The sequence below is a fragment of the Paenibacillus sp. JT31N17 genome, assembly GCF_056269255.1.
Window position 1 is genome coordinate 705,438 of sequence record NZ_JBWDNP010000001.1, and the last position, 20,914, is coordinate 726,351.

Annotated in this window: 18 protein-coding genes; 11 read left to right on the forward strand and 7 right to left on the reverse strand. The window is 49.0% G+C overall.

Annotation, left to right across the window (positions count from 1 at the left end; genetic code table 11):
* The first annotated feature begins 182 nt into the window (after window positions 1–182).
* Together AC0YOB_RS03015 and AC0YOB_RS03020 are read left to right on the forward strand one after the other, a co-directional pair.
* Window positions 183–962, forward strand: coding sequence for a response regulator transcription factor (locus AC0YOB_RS03015; protein ID WP_475791487.1), 780 nt, complete (start codon window positions 183–185; stop codon window positions 960–962).
* Window positions 959–2,725, forward strand: coding sequence for a sensor histidine kinase (locus AC0YOB_RS03020; RefSeq protein WP_475791488.1), 1,767 nt, complete (start codon window positions 959–961; stop codon window positions 2,723–2,725). The genes AC0YOB_RS03015 and AC0YOB_RS03020 overlap by 4 nt, the downstream gene beginning before the upstream one ends.
* A 111-nt stretch (window positions 2,726–2,836) precedes the next feature.
* Here the strand turns inward: AC0YOB_RS03020 and AC0YOB_RS03025 are convergent, their stop codons facing one another.
* Complete coding sequence (locus tag AC0YOB_RS03025; RefSeq protein ID WP_475791489.1) at window positions 2,837–3,790, reverse strand: TIGR03943 family putative permease subunit; 954 nt, start codon at window positions 3,788–3,790, stop codon at window positions 2,837–2,839.
* A gap of 123 nt (window positions 3,791–3,913) precedes the next feature.
* The gene (locus AC0YOB_RS03030) at window positions 3,914–5,392 is read right to left on the reverse strand and encodes an MDR family MFS transporter (protein WP_475791490.1); all 1,479 of its coding nucleotides are present in this window, start codon (window positions 5,390–5,392) and stop codon (window positions 3,914–3,916) included.
* 232 nt (window positions 5,393–5,624) lie between these two features.
* Here AC0YOB_RS03030 and AC0YOB_RS03035 point away from each other — a divergent pair, with 232 nt between their 5' ends.
* Window positions 5,625–6,218: a TetR/AcrR family transcriptional regulator gene (locus tag AC0YOB_RS03035; RefSeq protein ID WP_475791491.1), complete on the forward strand. Its 594-nt coding sequence runs from the start codon at window positions 5,625–5,627 to the stop codon at window positions 6,216–6,218.
* A gap of 15 nt (window positions 6,219–6,233) precedes the next feature.
* Here the strand turns inward: AC0YOB_RS03035 and AC0YOB_RS03040 are convergent, their stop codons facing one another.
* The 4 genes from AC0YOB_RS03040 to AC0YOB_RS03055 form a co-directional block, all read right to left on the reverse strand.
* Window positions 6,234–7,085: a carbohydrate ABC transporter permease gene (locus tag AC0YOB_RS03040; protein WP_475792292.1), complete on the reverse strand. Its 852-nt coding sequence runs from the start codon at window positions 7,083–7,085 to the stop codon at window positions 6,234–6,236.
* Window positions 7,086–7,158: 73 nt separating this feature from the next.
* Entirely contained in the window at window positions 7,159–8,079 is a 921-nt protein-coding gene (locus tag AC0YOB_RS03045) for an ABC transporter permease (RefSeq protein ID WP_475791492.1), read from the reverse strand.
* 68 nt (window positions 8,080–8,147) lie between these two features.
* Window positions 8,148–9,791 carry a type 2 periplasmic-binding domain-containing protein gene (locus tag AC0YOB_RS03050; RefSeq protein WP_475791493.1) on the reverse strand — a complete coding sequence of 548 codons (1,644 nt, stop codon included), beginning with the start codon at window positions 9,789–9,791 and terminating at the stop codon, window positions 8,148–8,150.
* Window positions 9,792–10,003: 212 nt separating this feature from the next.
* The gene (locus AC0YOB_RS03055; protein ID WP_475791494.1) at window positions 10,004–12,331 is read right to left on the reverse strand and encodes a helix-turn-helix domain-containing protein; all 2,328 of its coding nucleotides are present in this window, start codon (window positions 12,329–12,331) and stop codon (window positions 10,004–10,006) included.
* A 266-nt stretch (window positions 12,332–12,597) separates the two neighbouring features.
* Here AC0YOB_RS03055 and AC0YOB_RS03060 point away from each other — a divergent pair, with 266 nt between their 5' ends.
* From AC0YOB_RS03060 to AC0YOB_RS03075, 4 genes are all read left to right on the forward strand, one after another.
* A complete protein-coding gene (locus AC0YOB_RS03060) occupies window positions 12,598–13,692 on the forward strand; it encodes a glycosyltransferase (protein WP_475791495.1) in 1,095 nt (364 codons plus the stop codon).
* Window positions 13,689–14,309: a glycerol-3-phosphate acyltransferase gene (locus AC0YOB_RS03065; protein ID WP_475791496.1), complete on the forward strand. Its 621-nt coding sequence runs from the start codon at window positions 13,689–13,691 to the stop codon at window positions 14,307–14,309. Before AC0YOB_RS03060 ends, AC0YOB_RS03065 begins: the two co-directional genes overlap by 4 nt.
* Window positions 14,310–14,421: 112 nt before the next feature.
* On the forward strand, window positions 14,422–14,898 hold the full coding sequence (locus AC0YOB_RS03070) for a heme-degrading domain-containing protein (RefSeq protein ID WP_475791497.1): 477 nt from the start codon (window positions 14,422–14,424) through the stop codon (window positions 14,896–14,898).
* Between the two features lie 415 nt (window positions 14,899–15,313).
* Window positions 15,314–16,297: a phosphotransferase enzyme family protein gene (locus AC0YOB_RS03075; RefSeq protein WP_475791498.1), complete on the forward strand. Its 984-nt coding sequence runs from the start codon at window positions 15,314–15,316 to the stop codon at window positions 16,295–16,297.
* A 154-nt stretch (window positions 16,298–16,451) separates the two neighbouring features.
* Here the strand turns inward: AC0YOB_RS03075 and AC0YOB_RS03080 are convergent, their stop codons facing one another.
* Window positions 16,452–16,877: a VOC family protein gene (locus tag AC0YOB_RS03080; protein WP_475791499.1), complete on the reverse strand. Its 426-nt coding sequence runs from the start codon at window positions 16,875–16,877 to the stop codon at window positions 16,452–16,454.
* Between the two features lie 237 nt (window positions 16,878–17,114).
* On the opposite strand from AC0YOB_RS03080, the gene AC0YOB_RS03085 reads away from it, so the two are divergent.
* The 4 genes from AC0YOB_RS03085 to AC0YOB_RS03100 all read left to right on the forward strand — a co-directional run bounded on the left by AC0YOB_RS03085 (window position 17,115) and on the right by AC0YOB_RS03100 (window position 20,852).
* Window positions 17,115–17,693: a TetR/AcrR family transcriptional regulator gene (locus AC0YOB_RS03085; RefSeq protein ID WP_475791500.1), complete on the forward strand. Its 579-nt coding sequence runs from the start codon at window positions 17,115–17,117 to the stop codon at window positions 17,691–17,693.
* Window positions 17,694–17,791: 98 nt separating this feature from the next.
* Window positions 17,792–18,553, forward strand: coding sequence for an SDR family NAD(P)-dependent oxidoreductase (locus tag AC0YOB_RS03090; RefSeq protein WP_475791501.1), 762 nt, complete (start codon window positions 17,792–17,794; stop codon window positions 18,551–18,553).
* A 447-nt stretch (window positions 18,554–19,000) separates the two neighbouring features.
* Window positions 19,001–19,759 carry an IclR family transcriptional regulator gene (locus AC0YOB_RS03095; protein WP_475791502.1) on the forward strand — a complete coding sequence of 253 codons (759 nt, stop codon included), beginning with the start codon at window positions 19,001–19,003 and terminating at the stop codon, window positions 19,757–19,759.
* 214 nt (window positions 19,760–19,973) lie between these two features.
* On the forward strand, window positions 19,974–20,852 hold the full coding sequence (locus AC0YOB_RS03100) for a fumarylacetoacetate hydrolase family protein (protein WP_475791503.1): 879 nt from the start codon (window positions 19,974–19,976) through the stop codon (window positions 20,850–20,852).
* Window positions 20,853–20,914: the final 62 nt, after the last annotated feature.

Genomic DNA, 20,914 nt, shown 5'->3' on the forward strand with positions numbered 1-20,914 from the left:
GCGTTTAAATCCCTCAGGTTTGTCAAAAGGTTTCATCATTTAACCGTTATCATGCACCTTTCCTCCCAAAAAAGACGCTTCTTTTGTCTTTTAGCCCCAATTGATGGGATTGGGTTGTCAGCGCTGTCATATCCCCTATAATAGAAAGTATTCGTTCGATCAAGACTGGAGGGGTCAGGCATATGTACAAGCTGTTGATCGTCGACGACGAAACCAAAATCCGCAATGGGCTCAGAACCTTCTTTCCCTGGCATGAAATCGGTTTTGACGTGGTGTCGGAAGCCGCGAACGGACTTCAGGCGCTTGATTATGTGGACAAGCATCATGTGGACGTCATTCTCACGGATATCGTCATGCCCCGCATGACAGGCATAGAGCTGGCGAAAGCGCTTCATGAACGCAGGCACGGGGCCAAAGTCGTCTTTCTCACAGGGCATAAGGAATTCGAATATGCGCGGAAGGCGCTTGAGTACGGCGTCAGGCAGTATCTGGTCAAACCGACGCAATACAAGGAGATTGCCGGACTTTTCGAGCTCATCCGTACCGATCTTGACGCAGAGACGGCGGAGGTTTCCGGTGCAGGTGCAGGAATTATCACGTCCGATTCATCCGCAGATAAAGCGGATCCCGAGGATAAAGGCTACCACGAGAAGAAAATTGCAGCGATCGAGCAGTATGTCGCCGACCATTATGCCGACGCTTCTCTGGAGAGCATGTCAGAGGCGTTTCACATGAACAAGCACTATTTGAGCAAATACTTCAAGAAGTGGACCTCTGTCAATTTTTCCGATTATGTGCTTTCCATCAAAATGCGCAAGGCGGCCGAGCTGCTGCGGGATTACAACAACCGCTCCTATGAGGTTGCGCTGATCGTGGGATACGATAATGCGAAGAATTTCTCCAGGGCGTTCAAGCAGTATTACGGCAAGAGCCCCCGTGAATACCGCGATCATCCGTTATGAAGACCAAATTCTTCTACAAGCATCTGATAACCTTCATGCTGCCGCTGCTGTTTGCCTTGATTCTGATGGGGGCGCTTACAGTGGGGGTAACCCAGACGTATATCAAATCGAATCTGAACAACAGCTCGCAGAACCTGCTCCGCCAGACCAAGGAGAATGTGGAGCTGATTCTTGGCGAATCGGATCCCATGAGTCTGGTGTACGGGAACAGCAGCAAGGTGCTTCAGGCAGTGGGCTCCATACTCCGCAATCGTTCGCTTAATCCGCAGGAGCTGATCGCCTTCGATATTATCGACAGCTTTATGAGCGCTCCGGCCGATGCAAGGCCGTATATCGATTCCTTCTATCTGTATTTGTCCAATGGGAATGGCCGGTTCCTGTCTTCCAAGGACGGCCTATCCACGTTCACGAATTTCTATGATACCGGGTGGTACAACAGCTATCTTCATAAAGCTTCCGACGTCTCGCAGTGGATCGAGACACGTGAAGTAACCCCGTATTCGTTTGAGGACAGCCCCAAACGGATCATCTCCATCTTTCGGCGCATCGACGCTCCGAACGGGGTGCTCGTCCTGAATATCAAACCGGACTATATCGAGCAGCAGATGAAAGCCTTGTCCACCATGAAGGAACAAAGCGTATTGGTCATGGACAGCGACAACCGCGTCGTGTTCAGCGATGGAACAGGCGATTATTTGGGAGACGCAGCGCTGCGAGAGACCATTGCCGATTCGGCACAGCCGTCCCTGACGGTTGCGACCGATCAGGATTCCTACATGGTCTCCAAGCTGCAATCCGACCGTTACGGCTGGAACTATATCTCCATAGTACCGCAAAGCGCCTTGTACCAGGTGCCAGTCCTGATCATTAAATTGACGGTGGCGCTGCTCGTGCTCTCGGTCGTTATCGGGTTCACCTTCGCCTTAACCATGACGAGGCGCAACTATCGCCAGATATCGGGCATCATCCGCATTATACAGCTTGCCGAGAACGAGAGGCCGCTGCCTTCAACCGTGCCGCGTTATACGGATGAATACGGGCTCATCGTCCATAAAATCGTAAAAACCTTCCTGGAGCAAAGCTATCTGAAGGTGCAGCTCTCGGAGAGAAGGTACAAGCTTCAGGCTGCGCAGATGATTGCGCTGCAGTCGCAGATCAATCCCCATTTTTTGTTTAACACGCTGGAGACCTTAAATTGGGAGACGATTGCGCTGACTGGAAGGCCGAACCAGGCCAATTCGATCATTGATCATTTATCCCAAATCCTGCGTTATTCGCTGACGGACCCGCAGGAGACGGTGACGATTGATACGGAGCTTGAGAATTTGAGCCATTATATAGAAATACAGAAATTCCGATATGAAGATAAATTTGACATTATGTGGGAAGTTGATCCCGGCGTGGGGGATTTCCGTGTGATGAAGCTGCTGTTTCAGCCGTTGGTGGAGAACAGCATCTACCATGGGATCAAGGAGAAGGAAGCTTTCTGCAGGATCAAAATCAAGGTCAGGAGGGAATTGAATCACCTGGAGATGGCGGTGATCGATAATGGCGTGGGAATGGATGAAGAGAAGCTGGCGATGCTTCGCGGACGGCTGGCTATGGACGAAGACTCGGTTTCCCGGATTGGGCTTACCAATACCAACAAGCGTATCGGCCTGGTTTACGGCGATGAATACGGGATTCGGATCAACAGCAAGAAGGGGCTTGGAACGGCAGTATATATTAAAGTGCCGATTCCCACCGAAGCTGCCGGAGGCTAATGGAAGATTATGAACAACGGGTCCAGTTCCAAGCCAAGTTGAAATGGCAGGAACTGGACCCGTGCACTTGCGAGGGCGGCACGGTCATACGAGCGTGACTCGCCGGAACAATCAGAAGGTTCGATATACATATGGATCGTCCGGAGCTGAGATCGGCTCCCACCGGCTTACAGTCAGGACAGGAATCGTTTGTTTGAACGGCTGATAAAACTGCCAGGTAAGCTTGCCTCTGACATGAACCCAGTCATCGTTTTTTAATTCCGTGCCATCGGGGAATTCGACCAGCATCCCGAACACGCCGGAATCGGCTGCACAATGTATGAATCCGAAACGAAAGACGAAGAACTGATTCTCATTAACCTGTTCCCCTTGATAGGCAAAACCGTCGAAGGCGACGGTTTTGCCCAAAAAAGCGCCGGGGTAATTATAAATGGCTTCTATTCCTTTCAGGTATTCCTCGTCCCCCAGAATGACCTCGTCGCGGTCAATAAACTCGGACAGCTCCGCATTCTTCACCTCTTTATATCCTTCGGCCCCATAGAAAACGCTGGTATTGGGCCTTAGAAACTGATGCTCTCCAGGGCTGTTCACGGATGCTTCGATCTGGGGAAAAGAGAAGCCCTTGGCTTTGACAAAGCTTGAATCCAGGACCTGGACCGGCAGAAAAAAGCCCGTAATAACAGGGAAAAGCAGGATCAAATACGTCACGGTTCTTATTAGTCTGGAAGTGCCGCCATGGGAATGGCCATGATCGTGTCCATGCCCCTGTTCACCGCCGTGTTCATGCGTATGATCATGCCCGATCCCGTGTTCATGGACAGGACCGCCAACCTGTTCATCCTTATGGCTGTGCTCAAGTGTCTGAGCGTCGGCTTTTCTTTTTTCAATCGCTTTTTCATGGCGGTAGAAACGGATGAATTCGAATAAACTGAGCACTGAAAGCAGAACGATTGCACTGACGGACAAGTAGGCATACTTCGTATTAATATACTTATTCAGATCCCCTTGCGTATGTATGTGAGAGAACATCAAAACAAAACCAACCAAAACAAAGAACCGTATCATCCGCCCAAAGCCTCCCATCTATTGTTTGCCGTACGTTTCTATTTTATCACAAGTACCGGCATAAACAGGTAAAGGGACACCGGCTGAATAAATCCAGCGGCATCCCTTTTATGTGAACAGCAATCAGATAAACATTTTGCTTGCTTCCAGCTGTTCGGCACTGGCTTCTTCCCCGGCTGCCTTCTTGGGCTTCTTAAGCATGATTCCCAAGACTACGCCGACAATTGCGATGTACACCAGCACTTTAAAGGTGCCGGAGAACGAATCGGTCCATGTCTCAATGGTCGGCTTGCCGTCCGCAGGCATAAATGTTTTCATGTTGCTGGTAAGAATCGTCATCAAACCGGCGACCGCGAACGAGTTCATCACTTGTTGGGCGGCATTGGTGAGCGACGTGACGCGGCCAACCAGATTTGGCGGCGACGCCTGGATCAAGTGCGTATTAAGCGGCATCAGGGAAAGTCCCATTCCGGCTCCCAGCAGGGCGAGCGGAAGAATTAAAGTCGATACCCCGTCAGCTGCGGAGAGCCGGGTCAGCATAAAGGTGGCGACAGTGACAAAAGCCATGCCTGCCATAACTAACGGCCGGGCTCCGATTTTATCGAACAGAGCGCCGCTGATCGGCATGAATATCGCAGCCGCCAACGCCTGCGGCAGCATGATCAGGCCGGTGTCAAACGCGCTGTAGTTCTGGGCCTGCTGCAGGAACAGGGGAACGATGAACATGGAGCCGAACAGGGCGATTTGCGATATCCATTGAATGACGATCGCTTTGCTGAAATCCATGGATTTGAAAACCCTCAGCTCGAGGATCGGCTGCTTATGGCGAAGCTCGACAATGACAAACAACACCAGGGCGATAATGCCGATTGTCAGTCCCGTCACCGTTTTTGTCGAGGACCAGCCGTGAACGCCCTCGCTGACCCCGTAAGACAATCCGGCAAAAGCGATCGGAGCGAGCAGCATCCCCCAAATATCCAGTCCTTTCACCGCTTGACGTTCAATGCTCGGCAGAGAACGGATGCCTATAATCGTAGCCAGGATTCCAATCGGGATATTAATGATGAATATCCACTGCCATGTCGCGTAGTCGACCAGCCAACCGGCCAATAACGGACCAAGAGCAGGGGCCAGCAGCACAGGAATGCCCATGATCCCCATCACGGCGCCGACTTTGGCGGGAGGGGAGAGCTTATAGATGAACGCGAATGCGATCGGCATAACCATACCGCCGCCTACCCCTTGAATAATGCGGTAAATGATTAATTGGGTAGGATCTGTCGCAATCGCGCAGAGCAGGGAACCAAGGGTGAAGAAGCCAACCGAGAAAAGGAAAATCTGCTTCGCCCCAAACCGGTCCGACAGCCATCCGGCGAGCGGAATCACGGCTGCATTGGCAAGAACATAACCCGTTACCGTCCACTGCAGCGTATTAAGCGAGGAGTCAAAGGCCGTTGAAAGCTTGGGGAGCGCTACGTTCACGGCTGATCCATCGAGTACGACCATGAACAACCCCAGAATAATGGTAATGAGAGGCACTATGATTTCTTTGATCGTTTGCGGCTTGACATTCGTCAAATCTTTTGCCGGTCCAGCTGACATATCCAACCTCCTGTTATTTAACAATAGATTATAAATGGCGTGTATCCGCAGCAGTGAGTACGACTCTCTTGACCCCGGTAGTCCTCGAGAGTACAATACGGCTATACAGCGGTACAAACCTGTTTATCAATATTCGGACATTTGTCCGTTTAATTGATTTCAATATACCGGACAAATGTCCACTTGTCAATTGATTTTGTCATGCACTTTTGGAAAAAGAGGTGTTGAATATATGAAAGTCCGAAAAGAGCGAAAAGACGCGATCGAGCATCGGCGCATTATTTTACAGAAAGCGCAGCTGCTGTTCGCTGAATTTGGCGTTGATGGCGTTACCATGCACCAAATCGCAAAATCGGCCGGAATCGGCCAGGGGACTCTTTACCGCCGTTATGCCCATAAAGGTGAGATTTGCCAGGATCTGATGAAGGAAAGCAGCGAGGATGTATGCGAGGACATTCAGAATTATCTGGATAATAAGGATCTTCCATTGAAGGAACGTATCACTATGGCGCTGGAGATTGCTTTGAATTTCATCGAAAGCCATTCCGATTGGCTGGTTTCCATACAAGCCCCGACCTGTGAAGAACGGCAAACGCTTTATTATCAATCGGACTTATACATCAATATGCATAAAGCCTTTCATGATTTGATCCTTGAAACCGAACCAGCCAAAGAAACCGCTAAAGATGCCGTTTTTATTGCGGATATGATTCTGGCATCCCTGAATCCTGAATTATTTCTTTTTATGCGAAACGAACGCGGTTATACAAAAGAAGAGATCAAGCATAAGCTGATCAGCTTATACATTGATCCCTTGTTTGGCTAATCTATCTCTATCCTGTTAGCCTTTCAGAGCTCCAATCATGACGCCCTTCACAAAAAAACGTTGAATGAAGGGGTAAATGCACAGGATCGGGAAAGTGGCTACCATGATCGTTGCGTATTTAATCGTTGCACCGACCTGAAACTGCTCGCCAACCGCAGAGCCCGACGACATGTTGTCCGTTGAGCTTAGAATCAGAATCTCTCTAAGGAATATCTGCAGCGGATACAGATTATGATCCTGAATGAAGATCGAAGCGTAGAACCAGCCATTCCATTTTTCCACCGCATAATAAAGTCCCATAACCGCAATGACAGGCAGGGAAAGCGGGATAATAATCCGGAACAATATGATAAAATGATTGGCTCCGTCGATCTTCGCGGATTCCTCCAGACTGTCCGGTATGGATTTGAATGAGGTCCGCATGATGATCAGATTAAAGGTCGAGATGGCGAACGGCAGTATGGTCGACCATAGGGTATTCGTCAGACCTACACCTTTTACGACCAGATATAAGGGGACAAGTCCTCCGCTGAAGAACATGGTAAAGGTAATCATCATCATGAACCATGCGTTCCACATGACATTCTTCCGGGACAAGACATAAGCGCCGAGCGCTGTTACGAACAGGTTCAAGGAAACGCCTATCACGACGATAAATAGTGTATTCCTGTAGCCAATATAGATGCTAGGGTTGGCGAATACGAGCTTGTACGCCTCCAGGCTGAAGCCAAGCGGCTTCCACAGCGCGCCTCTATGCGCAATAATTTCATTCGGATTGCTGAAGGATGCGAATATAACATGCAGGAGCGGATACAGGGTGATGATCATCAAGATGAACAGCAGGCAATAGATGACGCCGAGAAGCATTCTCTCCGACGGGGTAGTTTTCAAAGCGGTGATTCCCTCCTTAACATGCAGCCAATGCTCATAATTGAATGGGCTACCACAGGCTGTTATTGCTGACTCTCCGGCTGATCCAGTTGGCCATCACGAGCAGCATCAGATTGATGATGGAATTGAATACGCCGACTGCGGTGCTGTAGCTCCAGCTAAATTCGAGCAGTCCTTTGCGGTAAACGAAAGAGGAGATCACATCGGCATTTTCATAAATAACCGGATTATAGAGCAAAATGATTTTCTCGAATCCCACATTAAGCAAATTCCCCATCCGCAGGATGAACAGAATCACAATCGTCGGTAAAATGCCTGGAAGGGTTACATACCAGATTTGCTTCAATCGTCCAGCCCCGTCAATCCGCGCAGCTTCGTACTGCTCCTGGTCAATGCCCATCAGAGCGGCAAGATAAATAATCGACTCCCATCCTACCTTCTGCCAGATCTCCGACAGGATATAAATCGGGCGGAACAAATCAGGATGCTGCAGCATCGCAGTTCCGTCCCCGCCAAAAAACATATAGATGGTGTTGATAACTCCTCTGCTGTCTGTAAAATCGCGGATCAATCCCGCGATCACGATCATGGAAATAAAATAAGGCATATAAGTAACCGATTGAACTATTTTCTTATAGGCTTTGCTGCGAATCTCGTTAATCATCAAGGCCAATAGTATTGGAGCGGGAAATTCAAAGATAAGCGAATATACGCTGATAACAATAGTATTCTTCAATACACGCAGGAAATAATAGCTGTCGAAAAAGGCTTTGAAATGTGCCAAGCCTACCCATTCGCTGCCCATAATGCCTTTCATTGGCGAATAATCCTTGAAGGCGATCAGTACGCCGTACATGGGAGCATAATGAAACACGGCATAATAGGCAATAACCGGCAGCATCATCACATACAGGTATCGGTTGACGAGAAAATCCCTGACAAATCTTCCGCTGAATGTAGATTTATTCATAAATCTCCTTCCATAATGGAGGAGGGGGAGGCATCAAATCCACCCGCCCCTCCGTAATCATTTGCAGTTTAGCGCTTATTGTAGCGATCAAGAGCGGCCTGCTGGATTTCCATGGCCCGATCAATTTTGAGCGTTTTCAGTTTATCCATATAGCCGTCGTAAGCATCAACCGGTTCATTGCCCAAAATTATTTTCAATGCCATCTCATCCACAAGCGTATCAACGTCATTCATAATTTGCGCAAGCTCGGAGGCTTCCTCCGGCGTTGGCGTAACGAGCGGAAGCTTGTATTTGTCCACATCTGTTTTAGCCCAGGTTTCAAGAGCGGATTGCTGCTGGGGAAGATTCAGATACTGCAGGTTATACCGTAAATCCTGCACGAAAGGACCGCCGTAATTGGCGCGGATATACAGGGACATGGCCTGCGAGGGAGACAGTTTGTCCGGATTTTTCAACAGCAGGTCCGTGTAAATGGGGTCGCCGTCCTTCATTTCATAGCTGACGCCTTCCTGGCCGAAGTTGAAATACATATGTCCTTCATCACCGTAGCCCCAGTCCAGCAAACGGGCTGCGAGCTCTGCGTTTTCTGTTTTGGAGGTAATCGCGACATTCGTCCCGGTTGTATATTGGGGGTCTTTTTGCCCGAACATCGGTACATCGCCTTTATGGATAACCGGATAGGGAGCGGCTATCAGCTTGGCTTTGGGGTCCTTCTCTTCCAGCAGCGGCGTCCATTTGCCGATGCCGCTCCCCGAGTTGTGAATGGTGGCGCCAGAAGCTCCCGTCGTGATGTTGGCGTCCAATGCCTTTCCATCCACATTGGCAATATTCTTGTCAAGGAGTCCCTCGGCATACCATTTGTGGAAGGTGCTCAGAAATTCCTTGTACCCGGGCTGCATGGGGCCGAACTTCACGACGCCGTTCTCCTGGAACCAGCCCTGGGTTGTGCCGAATGCGCCTACGAATGCCCCATTATCAAGGAAATTGTAATCAAATGAGAGCGGGGCGGCTGCGCCTTTCTTCTCCTTGAAGGCTTTTAGCACGTTATACCAGTCGTCCATCGTTACCGGTACCTGCAGACCAAGCTCGTTGAGCCAATCCTCACGGATAATGGGTCCTTGATAGACCTGCAGCAATGGGTCGCCGCGCAGGAACGGGAAGGTATAGTAGCTCCCGCTATCGGTTTTTACCATTTTGTCAATATCGGGATGATCCTGGAGATATTTCTTCAGATTCGGCGCATATTGATCGATAATATCATTCAATTTGAGGATATAGCCCTCCGCAATCGCCTTTTCCGGTCCGCCAGGGAAATTAAACCAGTCGTATTCAATCATGTCGGGCAGATCGCCGGATGCGAGCAGAATATTAAGCGCATCCTTGGATTGGCCTGCAGGGGGGCTGATGAATTTGAGCGGCACACCTGTGCGCTTCTGCCACTCCTGGAAGAATGGAACCTCGTCGATGGTCGCTTTTGTGGAGCCGTATTCGGCCCAGTAAGTCAGCGTTTTGCCTGTTTTTAGAGGATAGGCCGCGGTTCCCGCCTGGTCCGCCGTTTCTGTCTGGTCAGGAGAGGCCGTGTCCGGACTGCTGCCGTTCGAAGAATTAGCGTCTTCCTTATTGCCGGAGCAGCCCGTCATTATAATGAAGAGCATGATGGCGATAGAAGCCATTGAAACGAGTTTGATTCTGTGTGAACGTATTGAACTCATAATTGCTTGTAACCTCCCGATTTATTTTCTGATGTGTTCGAGGCGCCTCACGACTTATTATCCCGCTCTAACCCGCTGCCGGGAATCGTCAACAGATAGAATGGGATCTTCAATATCGCATTTGACATCCCTAATATCCCGAATTCCATCTGCAAAATATCAAATACCGGTAAAAAGGAACAAAAAAGAGGCTAAAAAGCCTCTGAGCCATGCTATAAATTCTTTTGATACTGTCCGGGAGTGACGCCCTCGAACTTCTTGAATGTACGAATGAAGGTGTTGATATCATGGAATCCCGCCTGCGAGGACACATGCTTGATGGTATGTTGTTGATCCCGAAGCAGAGACTTGGCATGATCCATTCTCACATGATTGATCGTGTCCAGCAGGCCTTTTCCTGTCTGATCCTTGAACAGCTTTGACAGATAGGTCGGGGTCATCCCGAAGTGTTCGCCAATCATGGAGATATTCAAATTGGCATTCTTGTAATTGTCCGCGATGAAAGCCACGATATCGGAGCTGCGCTGCTCAAGAGCCTGATTGCGTGAGGATTTCTGCTGCTGCTCCCGCTTGGACAGCATATAGGCACAAACATCATGGACGACAATCGACAATTGGACCTCCATGTCCTTAATCGATTCGCAGTTCATCAACGCCGTGATTCGGCTTGTACTATTCAGGAAGCCGTTTTCTTCCACATCACCGATTTCTCCGATCGTCTTGATCAGTGTGCTGATCAAGTTAAACATCAGGCATTTAATCAAATAAACCGATATCTTGGACTGCTCCATGTTTTTGGAAATGATATCCTGAATGATGTACAGGGCTTTCTCTGCGTCTCCTGCCTTGAGGTGATTAATGAGCTGCTGTTCCACCTGTATCGGATAATAATAGCTCAGTTGGATCTGCTCCTGCTCTTCCCGGTGGAGCTCGTCATAAATGACGAGCTCCCGATTGCCGACTACAATCATATATTCCATGGTGTCGACGGCCTCCCTGTAAGCCTGAGAGATTCCTTCAATGGAATCGGCGATCCCGCTTATCGAAGCGATGGTATGGATGTTGAAATGATCTCTCAGGAATTGCCGCGCCTGTTCAGCCAGCATGCGAATGTCCTCCTGCAGACGCTCGGAGCCGCCCGGAGTGAAATTAATCAGGCAAGCCATACTGTCATCAATTTCGCAAACAAATCCCTGATGCTTCTCTCCCGCCAGCTCCTCCACGATATTGGTCACGATAAATTGCATCAGCTTCGGCTTGTTCAAGCTTGGAATTCCTTCCAGATGCTCAATAAACTTCTCATAATCCATATAGAAGAGGATCACGGCAAAATGGTCGGATTGAAAGTGAATGTCGAACGCGGCAAGCGATTCATCGAGAGGAAGCTGATTATCCAGCTTGTTCTTGAACATGCGGGCCAAAACATTCGCGCGCAGCATATAGGATTGCTGGGTCATCCTGATTTCAATCCTGCCTTTTTCGTTCAAGGTGTTCGATATGGCATGCTGAATATGCAGGAACTCATCGCCGGCAAGCAGCGGAGACATTTTCTCCGGGATTTTCAGCATCCTCAGCAGCCGCTGGATCGGACTGTAGTTCCTGAACAGGAAAACAATCGTGAGCAGCAGCCCGCCAATCACGCTGACAAGCATGCCGATATACGTAATATTCCGCAAATAATCGGCCTTCTTCCAGAACAGAAAGCCAGGCACCACGGTAACATAGACCAGCTCTGAATTTCGAGATTTGATATACATGAACTCGGATCGCTTTCCTTCGTAATTGCCGAAGTAAGAACCGGAATCGCCTGTGAGAGCCAGATCCGATACGTATAAGGGATTGCTGTTTTGCTCCGTAGAAACAAGAACCTGTTTATTCTGATTCAGAACCAATACTTGTCCGCTGCTGAAATCCTGGACATTCCGGATTGTCTGCATCAGCTGCGAGGTGTCAAGCAGTACAACCGCTGCCCCCGGCGAGCTTCCCAATCTGTCGCTGGGGAAGGAATGAATGTAAGCAAGCGTGCTGGCGGAAGGATCTTTATTCTCCATTTTGACGAAACGACCTGTATTCTTTTCCTGCAGCAGATTCAGCCATATCTCATAGGATATCTTCTCATTCCCGTGAATGGTCTCATAAGCCAGCCGGCTGTTACGGTAAACGCCGGGCTGGAATACGAGATCGTTCTCCTTCCAGTAGACGTAATAATCTCTGATTGAAGGATAGAGCGACTGGTAGATCGATATTTCTTTGGCGGTTTGGTGCAGGTCATAGAGGCCCGAATCCAGACCTTCCGGTGTTTTGTACAAATTTGAATACATAAATCCCCGGATGCGGACATTCCAGGTAAGCTCTGTTGTCAGCCGCTCTGCGTTCTGGACCTGGTTATCGATAACTTCCCTGACTTCCTTCAATAAAACATTGTTTGCCCGATGAATTTCACTCTTCAATGTTTCCTGGGATTCGTAATAAACGAATATACTAATCAAAACAGGTACTGTTAATATGGCCAAATAGGAGAACATCCACGTAAGAATCACGCTTCTTCTTCTCCTGAGAAACCGTTTCCACATTCTCTGCTCACTCCCGTTTTATGCTTTCTTAATATAAACAATTTAGTAGTGAATGACAATCGAGAGTGGTACAATCTTTTGTACAGAATCGGCAATATCCACGCATCGCCTCTACATCGAATGGTTGAGTTCACCTTGTTTTTATCATTCCAGGTTTTCTTTTTTTGGTTTTGGTTTTGGGCCTATAGACATATATTAAACTATATGTTGTTCAAATGGAGGAAGCCGCGTAAATGGGGATAATATTCTTAGTTGTAATCGGACTCTTGTCGGGCTTCTGGCTGTTCCGGAGTATCACGATTCCAGGCGGACGGGGGGAGTTGTCTGCGCGCGGAAGGCTTTCCATCATCATTCCGGCGCGGAATGAAGCAGCGAATTTGCCGCATCTTCTTGATTCACTTCGAAGTCAGACCTGCCTGCCGTATGAGATTATCGTCGTGGATGATTTCTCGCATGACCGCACGAGAGCAATAGCCGAAAGCTATGGGGTAAAGGTCATACGGAACTCCGAGCTGCCGGAGGGATGGACAGGCAAGAACTGGGCTGTCTGGAACGGTTATCAGCAGGCATCAGGCAATCTGATCGCGTTTCTTGACGCGGATATCCGGCTGGAGCCGAAAGCGCTGGAATCCTTATTACATGCAAGGGAGCAGGCAGGCGGCGTTATTTCCGTAGTCCCTTACCACTATACCGTGAAATTTTATGAGAAGCTGGCGATGATTACAAATATTTTGGGCGTCTTTGCATTTATGTCGCCGTTTGAGAATACAAACCCGAGGAAAGGTCTGTACGGCTCCTGCATCCTGACCGCAAGGGAGGATTATGAGAAGATTGGAGGCCATCAGAGCGTGAAGTCTGAGCTGCTGGACGATTTGAATCTGGGAGCCCGGTATGCACAAGCAGGAATTCCCGTCGTCAATTTTATCGGATCCGGCCTGGTTTCATTCCGGATGTATCCGGGGGGCATTCGGCATGAAATCGAGGGTTTTGCGAAGGGAGCCGCCCTAAGCACATCCGCCCTGAAGGCTGGAACGATCACGTTGACCGCCGTTTGGGTTGCGGGGCTGATCGTTTCGGAGGCAGCCTTGTTCATGTGGCACACATTATGGGGGCTTCCGATGCTGATCGGTTACTTGCTGTACATGCTGCAAATCTTTTACTTCGTCAGACATGTCGGCCGCTTCGGCAAAGTAATGCCGGTGCTTCATGCCATATCCGGTTTTTTCTTTCTATTCGTTATGCTCTATTCGGTTTACAGGGTTGTCTTCCACGGCAAGGTCGCCTGGAAAGGCAGACACATCAAGGTGGGAAGGAGAATGGATGAATGACCCTATGGTGGACGGCCGTCGCTTTTATATCGGGATCTCTGATGTTCTCCTACTGGCTGGGCCTTGCAGCCCGCAAGAACCTGAAAGAAATTGGCGACGGAAATCCGGGAGCGCTGAATCTGTGGCAGTCTTCGGGCTATCGGCTAGGAGCCGCGGGTGTAGCGCTTGATTTCCTGAAAGGGTATCTGCCCATTGCCCTCCTGATGGGGAGTGCGGCTGTGCAGGGTTTCCGGATTGTTCCCATTGCCGCGGCTCCCATTCTGGGACATGCGTTCTCTCCCTTTCTTAAGGGCAGGGGAGGCAAGGCGATTGCGGTCACATTCGGCGTTTGGAGCGGTTTGACCCAATTCGAATTCTCCCTGGTTTATGCCATCATCCTGGCCGTACTGCTGATCATAGCCAGAACAATCAGCAAAGGAAGGCCGACATCCTCGGAGGCCGACAGCTTCCAGGTCGTATTCGGCATGCTGCTGGCTTTCCCCTATTTATATATAAGGGACTTTCCCGCTCCGGTCATGTGGTGCTGGCTGGGTAATTTCCTGCTGCTCGTCTATACGCACAGACGCGAGCTGAGCACGTTCTTCAGAAGGATGGGGAATGAACCGGGAGCCCGTTAGCAGGCAGTGGAAGGAAGGCTGAAATGCTCCCGATTTCACTCGTTAAAACGGTCTTTTGCGTGTATAATGACAAACAGGAAACACCAATATACCAGAAACGGAAGGTGCCCCTTTGGAACAATACGATACTTTATTACAAACCTTATTGCAGCAGGAAGCTGAGCTTGTGTTCTCCGCGTTCACGAATGATACCGCCTACAAGGTTGGGAGCAGGATTATCGAAAAGGCGATAAGGGAAAACAAATCCCTCATTGTCGATATTCGAAAAGACGGCGAGCTGTTATTCTACAGCAGGCTGGACGGCACCTCCTCGAACAATGACAGCTGGGTGTCATGGAAAAACAACGTCGTCCGCCATTTCGGCCACAGCTCGTATTATATGCATGTGTTTCTGAAATCGACCGGATCCACGGTGGAAGCCTCGGGCCTCGACCCGGATGTTTATAAGGCTGAAGGCGGCGCTTTCCCGCTTATTCTGAAGGATGAAGGCATTATCGGCACCATCTCGGTATCGGGGCTGCCCGGTGACGAGGACCACGGGATGATTACATCTGTGATTAAGGAGTTTCTCCTGGAGACTGCACAATAAAACTTGAAATGCGAAGCCAGTCTGACACGTTATCGTGTTCGGACTGGTTTTTTTAAACTATCAGAATGGTTTTATTGACGCACGCCTATTGACGAACGCGTCGGCGGGAAGGATGAGCTCCGTTTGAAAATTTAGTAATTGCTTCTACCCGAATACTGAGGTAGGATGAAAAAGACTCGTTTTTTATGGAAGGGAGTGAGCGGCATGAAACGCCGGGCTAACAGGATGACTGATATTATAAAGGTGAACCTTAACTGAATAATGCGGGCAGACCAGATTGGGTCTGCTCTCGTATAAGGACAGCACTGCTGATGATAACGGACCGCAGGCTTTGCCTTGCGGTCTTTTTGCGCGCAAAAATTGCTGTAACCGGAAAAGACGATTTTGTTGGCAAAATGATGGGGAGCTGAGAATATTGCTGAAGTTGAAATATCTTTTCGATAATGTGCATGCAGCGGAAATGCTGTTGAAAAATTGGGAATTCGATCGCGAATCTACGGATATGTTCAAGTATTACCGGATATCTTCAAATGCCATTTATCCTTTCTCATGGGAAGGCAAGACCCGGCTCTTAAGATTTGCTCCAAAAACGGAGAAGGATAAAGGCAATATTCGGGCTGAGCTTGCGTTTATTGCTTACCTGAAGGCCAACAGCTATGGCGTTCTGGAGGCGGTTGCCTCCAGGAATGGAGAGGAGCTGGTAGAGGCAAATACTCCATGGGGTGTGTTTTATGCTTCCGTATTCAAGCGTGTAGCTGGCGTGCAGCTGAACAGGACCGATTTCGGAGACGATATTATTATCAGCCATGGCCAGGCATTGGGACAATTGCACCAGCTCTCCAGTCAATATGTGCCTGACGGGCATAAGAGATGGTCCTACCGTGATGTGCTCGATTGGATTGAGGAAATTCTATCGGATTTCCCGCACGAGACAGCCGCTCTTGCGGAAACAAGGCTGCTGCGGAATTATTTTTCTGCTATCCCCGTATCGGATCGGAATTATGGGCTTATTCATTATGATTTTGAATACGATAATGTATTTTACGATGAAGAGACGAAGTCCTGCAATGTCATCGATTTTGATGATGCGATGTACCATTGGTATGCGATGGATATTGAGCAGACGCTTCATAGTCTTCAGGACTATATTCCGGTTGAAGGTTTTGAACATGCGAAAAAATGCTTCATGGACGGATACCGCACCAAATTCGATATCTCCGCGGATATGGAGTCTTTGATGCCGGCTTGCAGACGTTTTGCCAACTTATATGGATACGCGCGCATTCTAAGATCCGGTGCGGAGAAGTGGGAGAACGAGCCGGAATGGCTGATCCAGCTGAGAGAGAGATTGGCAGCGTCGATGAATAATGAATCGATTCACTTTGGATTGAAGATGTAAGGGAAGCATGGTTCAGTCGCTTTTCAAAACAAGGGGCTGTTCCACTGGTACAGCAAAAAGGCTCCCCGGACAAGAAATGTCCGTGAGGGAGCCTCTTTGTATATCCGCCCGATACGCCGCGCATTGAACGCCGCGGTGAATCGTCAGTAAGAAATTACTGCTGCCGCTTCGTAAAAATCTGGAAGGTGATGCCGAATTTGTCCGTTACCATCCCATATGCTGGGCTAAAATAGACTTCCTGCAGCGGCATAATCACATGACCTTCCTGCTGCAGGGAACCATAAACCTGTTTTGCCTGATCCTTGTCTTCCGTCGTCAAACAAATGGTAATCTGATTACCGCCTCCAGGCGACAGGCCCGGCAGAAGGTCAGCGACATAAAAGTCCGTTTCTCCGACCTTCAGGACTGAATGGGCGATGCGTTTCTTTTCGTCTTCCGAATACGGGGAATCAGGGTTATCCGGTCCTTCGCCAACTGTCTGCTTGAACAGGACTTTGGCATTCAACGTATGTGCATAATATTGAATGGCTTCCTCAGCATTTCCGTCCATCATCAAATAAGGGATAAATTGCAATGTCATGAATAAAACAGCTCCTTGGATTCTTGATTTTTATTATTCAACAAGCTTGCTCCTGCAAGCTCAGCTGAACCTGTTCTTATTGTAGCTGTTAATAGTGACAGGGCTTGTCATCAATATAAATATTCGCAAGAACATAATGCCCAAGTCCAGAGAAAATTATCTCGGTGTTGACATTCAGCGGCCGATCGTATATTTTCAATGTAGACCGATCTTCATAATTGGAGGAAGAATGAATCCATGGACAAATCCGCACGCGAACGTTTTATCGAAGCGACAACGCGTTTGATTGAAATGCACGGCTATCACGGCACAGGGCTGAATCAAATCATTAAGGAAGGCGGGGCACCAAGAGGATCCCTGTATCATCATTTTCCTAATGGCAAAGAAGAACTTGTATCCGAAGCCATCGATAAGCTTGGGCAGGGAGTTGCCGAACAAACGCGAAGAATCCTCGATAACGCCGGCTCACTCACGGAGGGTGTTTACGCCATCTTTCTTTTTCTGGCCAAAAAATTTGACGATTCCGATTGTGTAATTGCCGGGTCCATTGCATCCGTAGCGTTAGAAACCTCCCATATCAGCGAAAAATTACGGGAAACGTGCAAAAGAACTTATGATTCATGGAAATCTGCATATGAGGATATGCTGCTGGAGCATGGATTTTCCGCATCCCGTGCTGCGCAAATCTCTACGTTTATTACAGCCTCGATCGACGGAGCGATCATATTATGCCGCATTAACAGAAGCTCGGAGCCGCTTATGCAGATTGCGCGGGAAATTAGAATCCTTCTCGAGCATACACGGGACGTGGAGTAACCATAAAGCCTGGAAAAGATGATTGCGGATGCATTCATTTTTGCAATAATTATGTAGATCGGTCTATTTAATACTATAATCGATAGGAGATGAACGCAATGAATATGGGATTAAAGGACAAAATAGTGGTAGTGACGGGAGGTTCCAAAGGAATCGGCAAGGCAGCAGCGAAGCAGTTTGCAGCGGAACAGGCCCATGTTATCATCACATACGCTCATGATTATAAAGCAGCCTCGCAGACAGTTGAAGAATTGCGGGCGCAGGGACTTTCCTGCCAGGCTGTAATTTTAAAGCTGGATAACAGCGAAAGCATCCAGAAGGCGATAGAAGGTGTGGGAGAAGAGTTTGGCGGAATCGATGTATTGGTCAATAACGCGGTTTTCTGGGGAGGAGCGGCACCGAAATTTCAACCGTTTGAGCATACAGTGACAGATAGCTGGTTCTCGGTAATCGAACAGAATCTGAAAGGAACCTACCTCGTGACTAAAGCGGTTCTCCCTTATATGAGAAACAGGGGATGGGGCAGACTTGTCCATGTGTCGTCAAATCTAGCCGAGGATGGCATGGCGGGCGGAACCGCATATACAGCCAGTAAATCCGCACTGTTTGGCTTCAGCAAATCATTATCGCTTGAGCTTGCGGAGGAGGGGATTTATTCGAATGTTGTGATGCCGGGTTTTACTTTAACGGAAACGAATTCTTCGGTTTTTCCTGAGGAGGTTCTGAACAATCATGCGCAGACCATTCCTGCCAAACGGTTAGGCATGCCGGAGGATGCCGCTAATCTTATTGTTTACCTCGGCTCAAAAGCCAATAGCTACGCAACCGGAGAAGCAATACGCGTAACCGGAGGGCGATGAACATGCATTAGTGATTCTTGTTCCAAGCGCGCGCTGTAAGAAGTCCGTTCAGGTCATGAGAACCAGCTTATGGAGCTTTGGCGGACGTATACGATTGCACCTGCGCTTTGATAGACAGGAGCTTTTTATTTTGGTTTCCCCTTTTACATAGCAAATCCCTTATGCTTATAAGCTGTCTTTATGTCCATTTGAAAATGAACCTGAGCTTGAAGTTGCATCAGGTTTGCATACTGTCCCTGGTTTTATTTATCCCCTTAGATGAATGGGCTGCGGTTGCATGAAGGATCATTTTGTCAAATTTTCATGATTCCTTATCGATCCGGCAAGCTAAATATAAAATTAAATTTGCGTGTTCAGGCTGGACGCCAGCCGGTATCCTCTGCTAAGATTAAATTATATTATAGAATCGAGTTTTATAATATAGTACACAAGAAAAGGCTGATCATTGTGCCCATCATTCAGGCTCTGGACCGTGCATTGAAAATTATCGATTTGTTTGACGATCAGAACAAGGAATTGAAAATCACCGAAATCAGCGAACAGATCAACCTGCACAAAAGTACCGTTCATTCTCTGCTCAAGACCTTGAAGCTGCATGATTATATCGACCAGGATGAGGAATCGGGCAAATACCGGCTGGGTATGAGGCTTGTAGAGAAGGGGCAGCTGGTGCTGCAGGGTCTGGATATTCGCGGAACGGCAAGGCCGCATCTGATCAGACTGTCGGAGCTGACGGGGCAAACCGCCCATCTGGTCGTGCTGGACAGAGCGGAAGGGGTTTATATCGACAAGGTGGAAGGCGAGAAAGCGGTGATTCGTTATTCCCGGATCGGACGCAGGGTTCCGCTTCACAGCAGCGCAGTCGGCAAAGTTCTTGCGGCCTTCCAGCCGCCGGGCATACTGGCCAAACTGATGAAGGGATATTCCTTCAACCGGCACACGCCTCTCACGATCGTGGATGAGGAAGCTTTCATGGCGGAAATCGCCAAGGTGAAGGAGGAAGGGATCGGGTACGACCGCGAAGAGAATGAGCCGGGCGTACGCTGCGCCGCAGTTCCGGTATTCGACCACAGCGGCCACGCCGTTGCATCTCTAAGCATCTCCACGCTTGTATCTCATGTTGATGAGGCGAAGCTGTCGGAATTCGTCGCCCTTTTGCTGGAAGAAGCCAGGCAGATCTCGGTTCAGCTGGGTTACCGCTCCTAGACATCGCATGTGTAGGAGCATCTTGCGGGGTTGGAAGAGATTTATGATAGCCGGTATCTTTTCTGAAAACGCTTCATATGATTCTTGAGATTTTTGACGGTTGTTTGCTTGCAATTCGATTCAGGGGAATTCATTGGCGAAGTCATCAGGAAGGAACTATTTTCCCTATACTATAGAATCGAGTTTTATAATATAAAACAAAGGAGCTGGATGTATGAGAATCATCCGTTTTATGAAAGAAGGAGTTCCGGCGCTTGCCGCTGTGACAGACGAGAATAAAGTGTACCCTTTGCCGGACCCTGATTTTATGGCATTGGTTCGCCGGGCGGACCGGGAGGGGGCAGGGTTATCCGAAGCGGTAAACCGGAATATTGCGGGAGCTTCGCCGCTGAATGTGGAATTCGCCTCTCTGGAGCTGATTGTGCCGATCGAGGCTCCGGAGGTATGGGCAGCCGGCGTCACTTACGAGCGGAGCAAGGAAGCGCGCAATTATGAAGCGACTGGCGGGCGGATGGATGCGTCAACATTCTACGATAAAGTGTATGACGCGGAGCGGCCGGAGCTGTTTATGAAGTCGACGGCCGCGCGGACGGTTGGGCCGGGGGACAATGTATGCCTGCGGAGCGACTCATCCTGGCAGGTGCCTGAGCCTGAGCTTGCTCTTGTGCTGGACAGCGGCGGACGGATTGTCGGGTATACGGCCGGCAATGATATGAGCTGCCGCGACATCGAAGGCGAGAACCCGCTTTATTTGCCGCAGGCGAAAATATGGCGCCAATCCTGCTCCATCGGCCCGGCGATACGTCTTGTTGAAACGCTGCCGGATCCCTACAATCTGACCCTTACATGCCGGATTTACCGGGATGGGGCCAAGGTCGTCGAGGAATCGGCAAGCACGGGCCAACTGAAGCGCAGGCTTGATGAACTGGTTGGATATTTGGCCAAGGACAATGTGCTGTTCGACGGAACCGTTCTGCTGACGGGCACTTGCATCGTCCCGCCTAACCAGTTTACGCTGGCTGCCGGCGACAGGATTGAAATTGAGATTACAGGCATCGGTACGCTTGTGAATACGGCAATCGCCGCGTCTTAATATGTTATCCTAAATGATCTTCATACTTTTATCCTAAAACTATGATTCGAGGAGATGGATAC

Bases quoted from the DNA above. Each gene is read 5' to 3' on its own strand.
- AC0YOB_RS03015 (WP_475791487.1), top strand. From the start codon at position 183: ATGTACAAGCTGTTGATCGTCGACGACGAAACCAAAATCCGCAATGGG.
- AC0YOB_RS03020 (WP_475791488.1), top strand. From the start codon at position 959: ATGAAGACCAAATTCTTCTACAAGCATCTGATAACCTTCATGCTGCCG.
- AC0YOB_RS03025 (WP_475791489.1), bottom strand. From the start codon at position 3,790: ATGATACGGTTCTTTGTTTTGGTTGGTTTTGTTTTGATGTTCTCTCAC.
- AC0YOB_RS03030 (WP_475791490.1), bottom strand. From the start codon at position 5,392: ATGTCAGCTGGACCGGCAAAAGATTTGACGAATGTCAAGCCGCAAACG.
- AC0YOB_RS03035 (WP_475791491.1), top strand. From the start codon at position 5,625: ATGAAAGTCCGAAAAGAGCGAAAAGACGCGATCGAGCATCGGCGCATT.
- AC0YOB_RS03040 (WP_475792292.1), bottom strand. From the start codon at position 7,085: ATGCTTCTCGGCGTCATCTATTGCCTGCTGTTCATCTTGATGATCATC.
- AC0YOB_RS03045 (WP_475791492.1), bottom strand. From the start codon at position 8,079: ATGAATAAATCTACATTCAGCGGAAGATTTGTCAGGGATTTTCTCGTC.
- AC0YOB_RS03050 (WP_475791493.1), bottom strand. From the start codon at position 9,791: ATGAGTTCAATACGTTCACACAGAATCAAACTCGTTTCAATGGCTTCT.
- AC0YOB_RS03060 (WP_475791495.1), top strand. From the start codon at position 12,598: ATGGGGATAATATTCTTAGTTGTAATCGGACTCTTGTCGGGCTTCTGG.
- AC0YOB_RS03065 (WP_475791496.1), top strand. From the start codon at position 13,689: ATGACCCTATGGTGGACGGCCGTCGCTTTTATATCGGGATCTCTGATG.
- AC0YOB_RS03080 (WP_475791499.1), bottom strand. From the start codon at position 16,877: ATGACATTGCAATTTATCCCTTATTTGATGATGGACGGAAATGCTGAG.
- AC0YOB_RS03085 (WP_475791500.1), top strand. From the start codon at position 17,115: ATGGACAAATCCGCACGCGAACGTTTTATCGAAGCGACAACGCGTTTG.
- AC0YOB_RS03090 (WP_475791501.1), top strand. From the start codon at position 17,792: ATGAATATGGGATTAAAGGACAAAATAGTGGTAGTGACGGGAGGTTCC.
- AC0YOB_RS03100 (WP_475791503.1), top strand. From the start codon at position 19,974: ATGAGAATCATCCGTTTTATGAAAGAAGGAGTTCCGGCGCTTGCCGCT.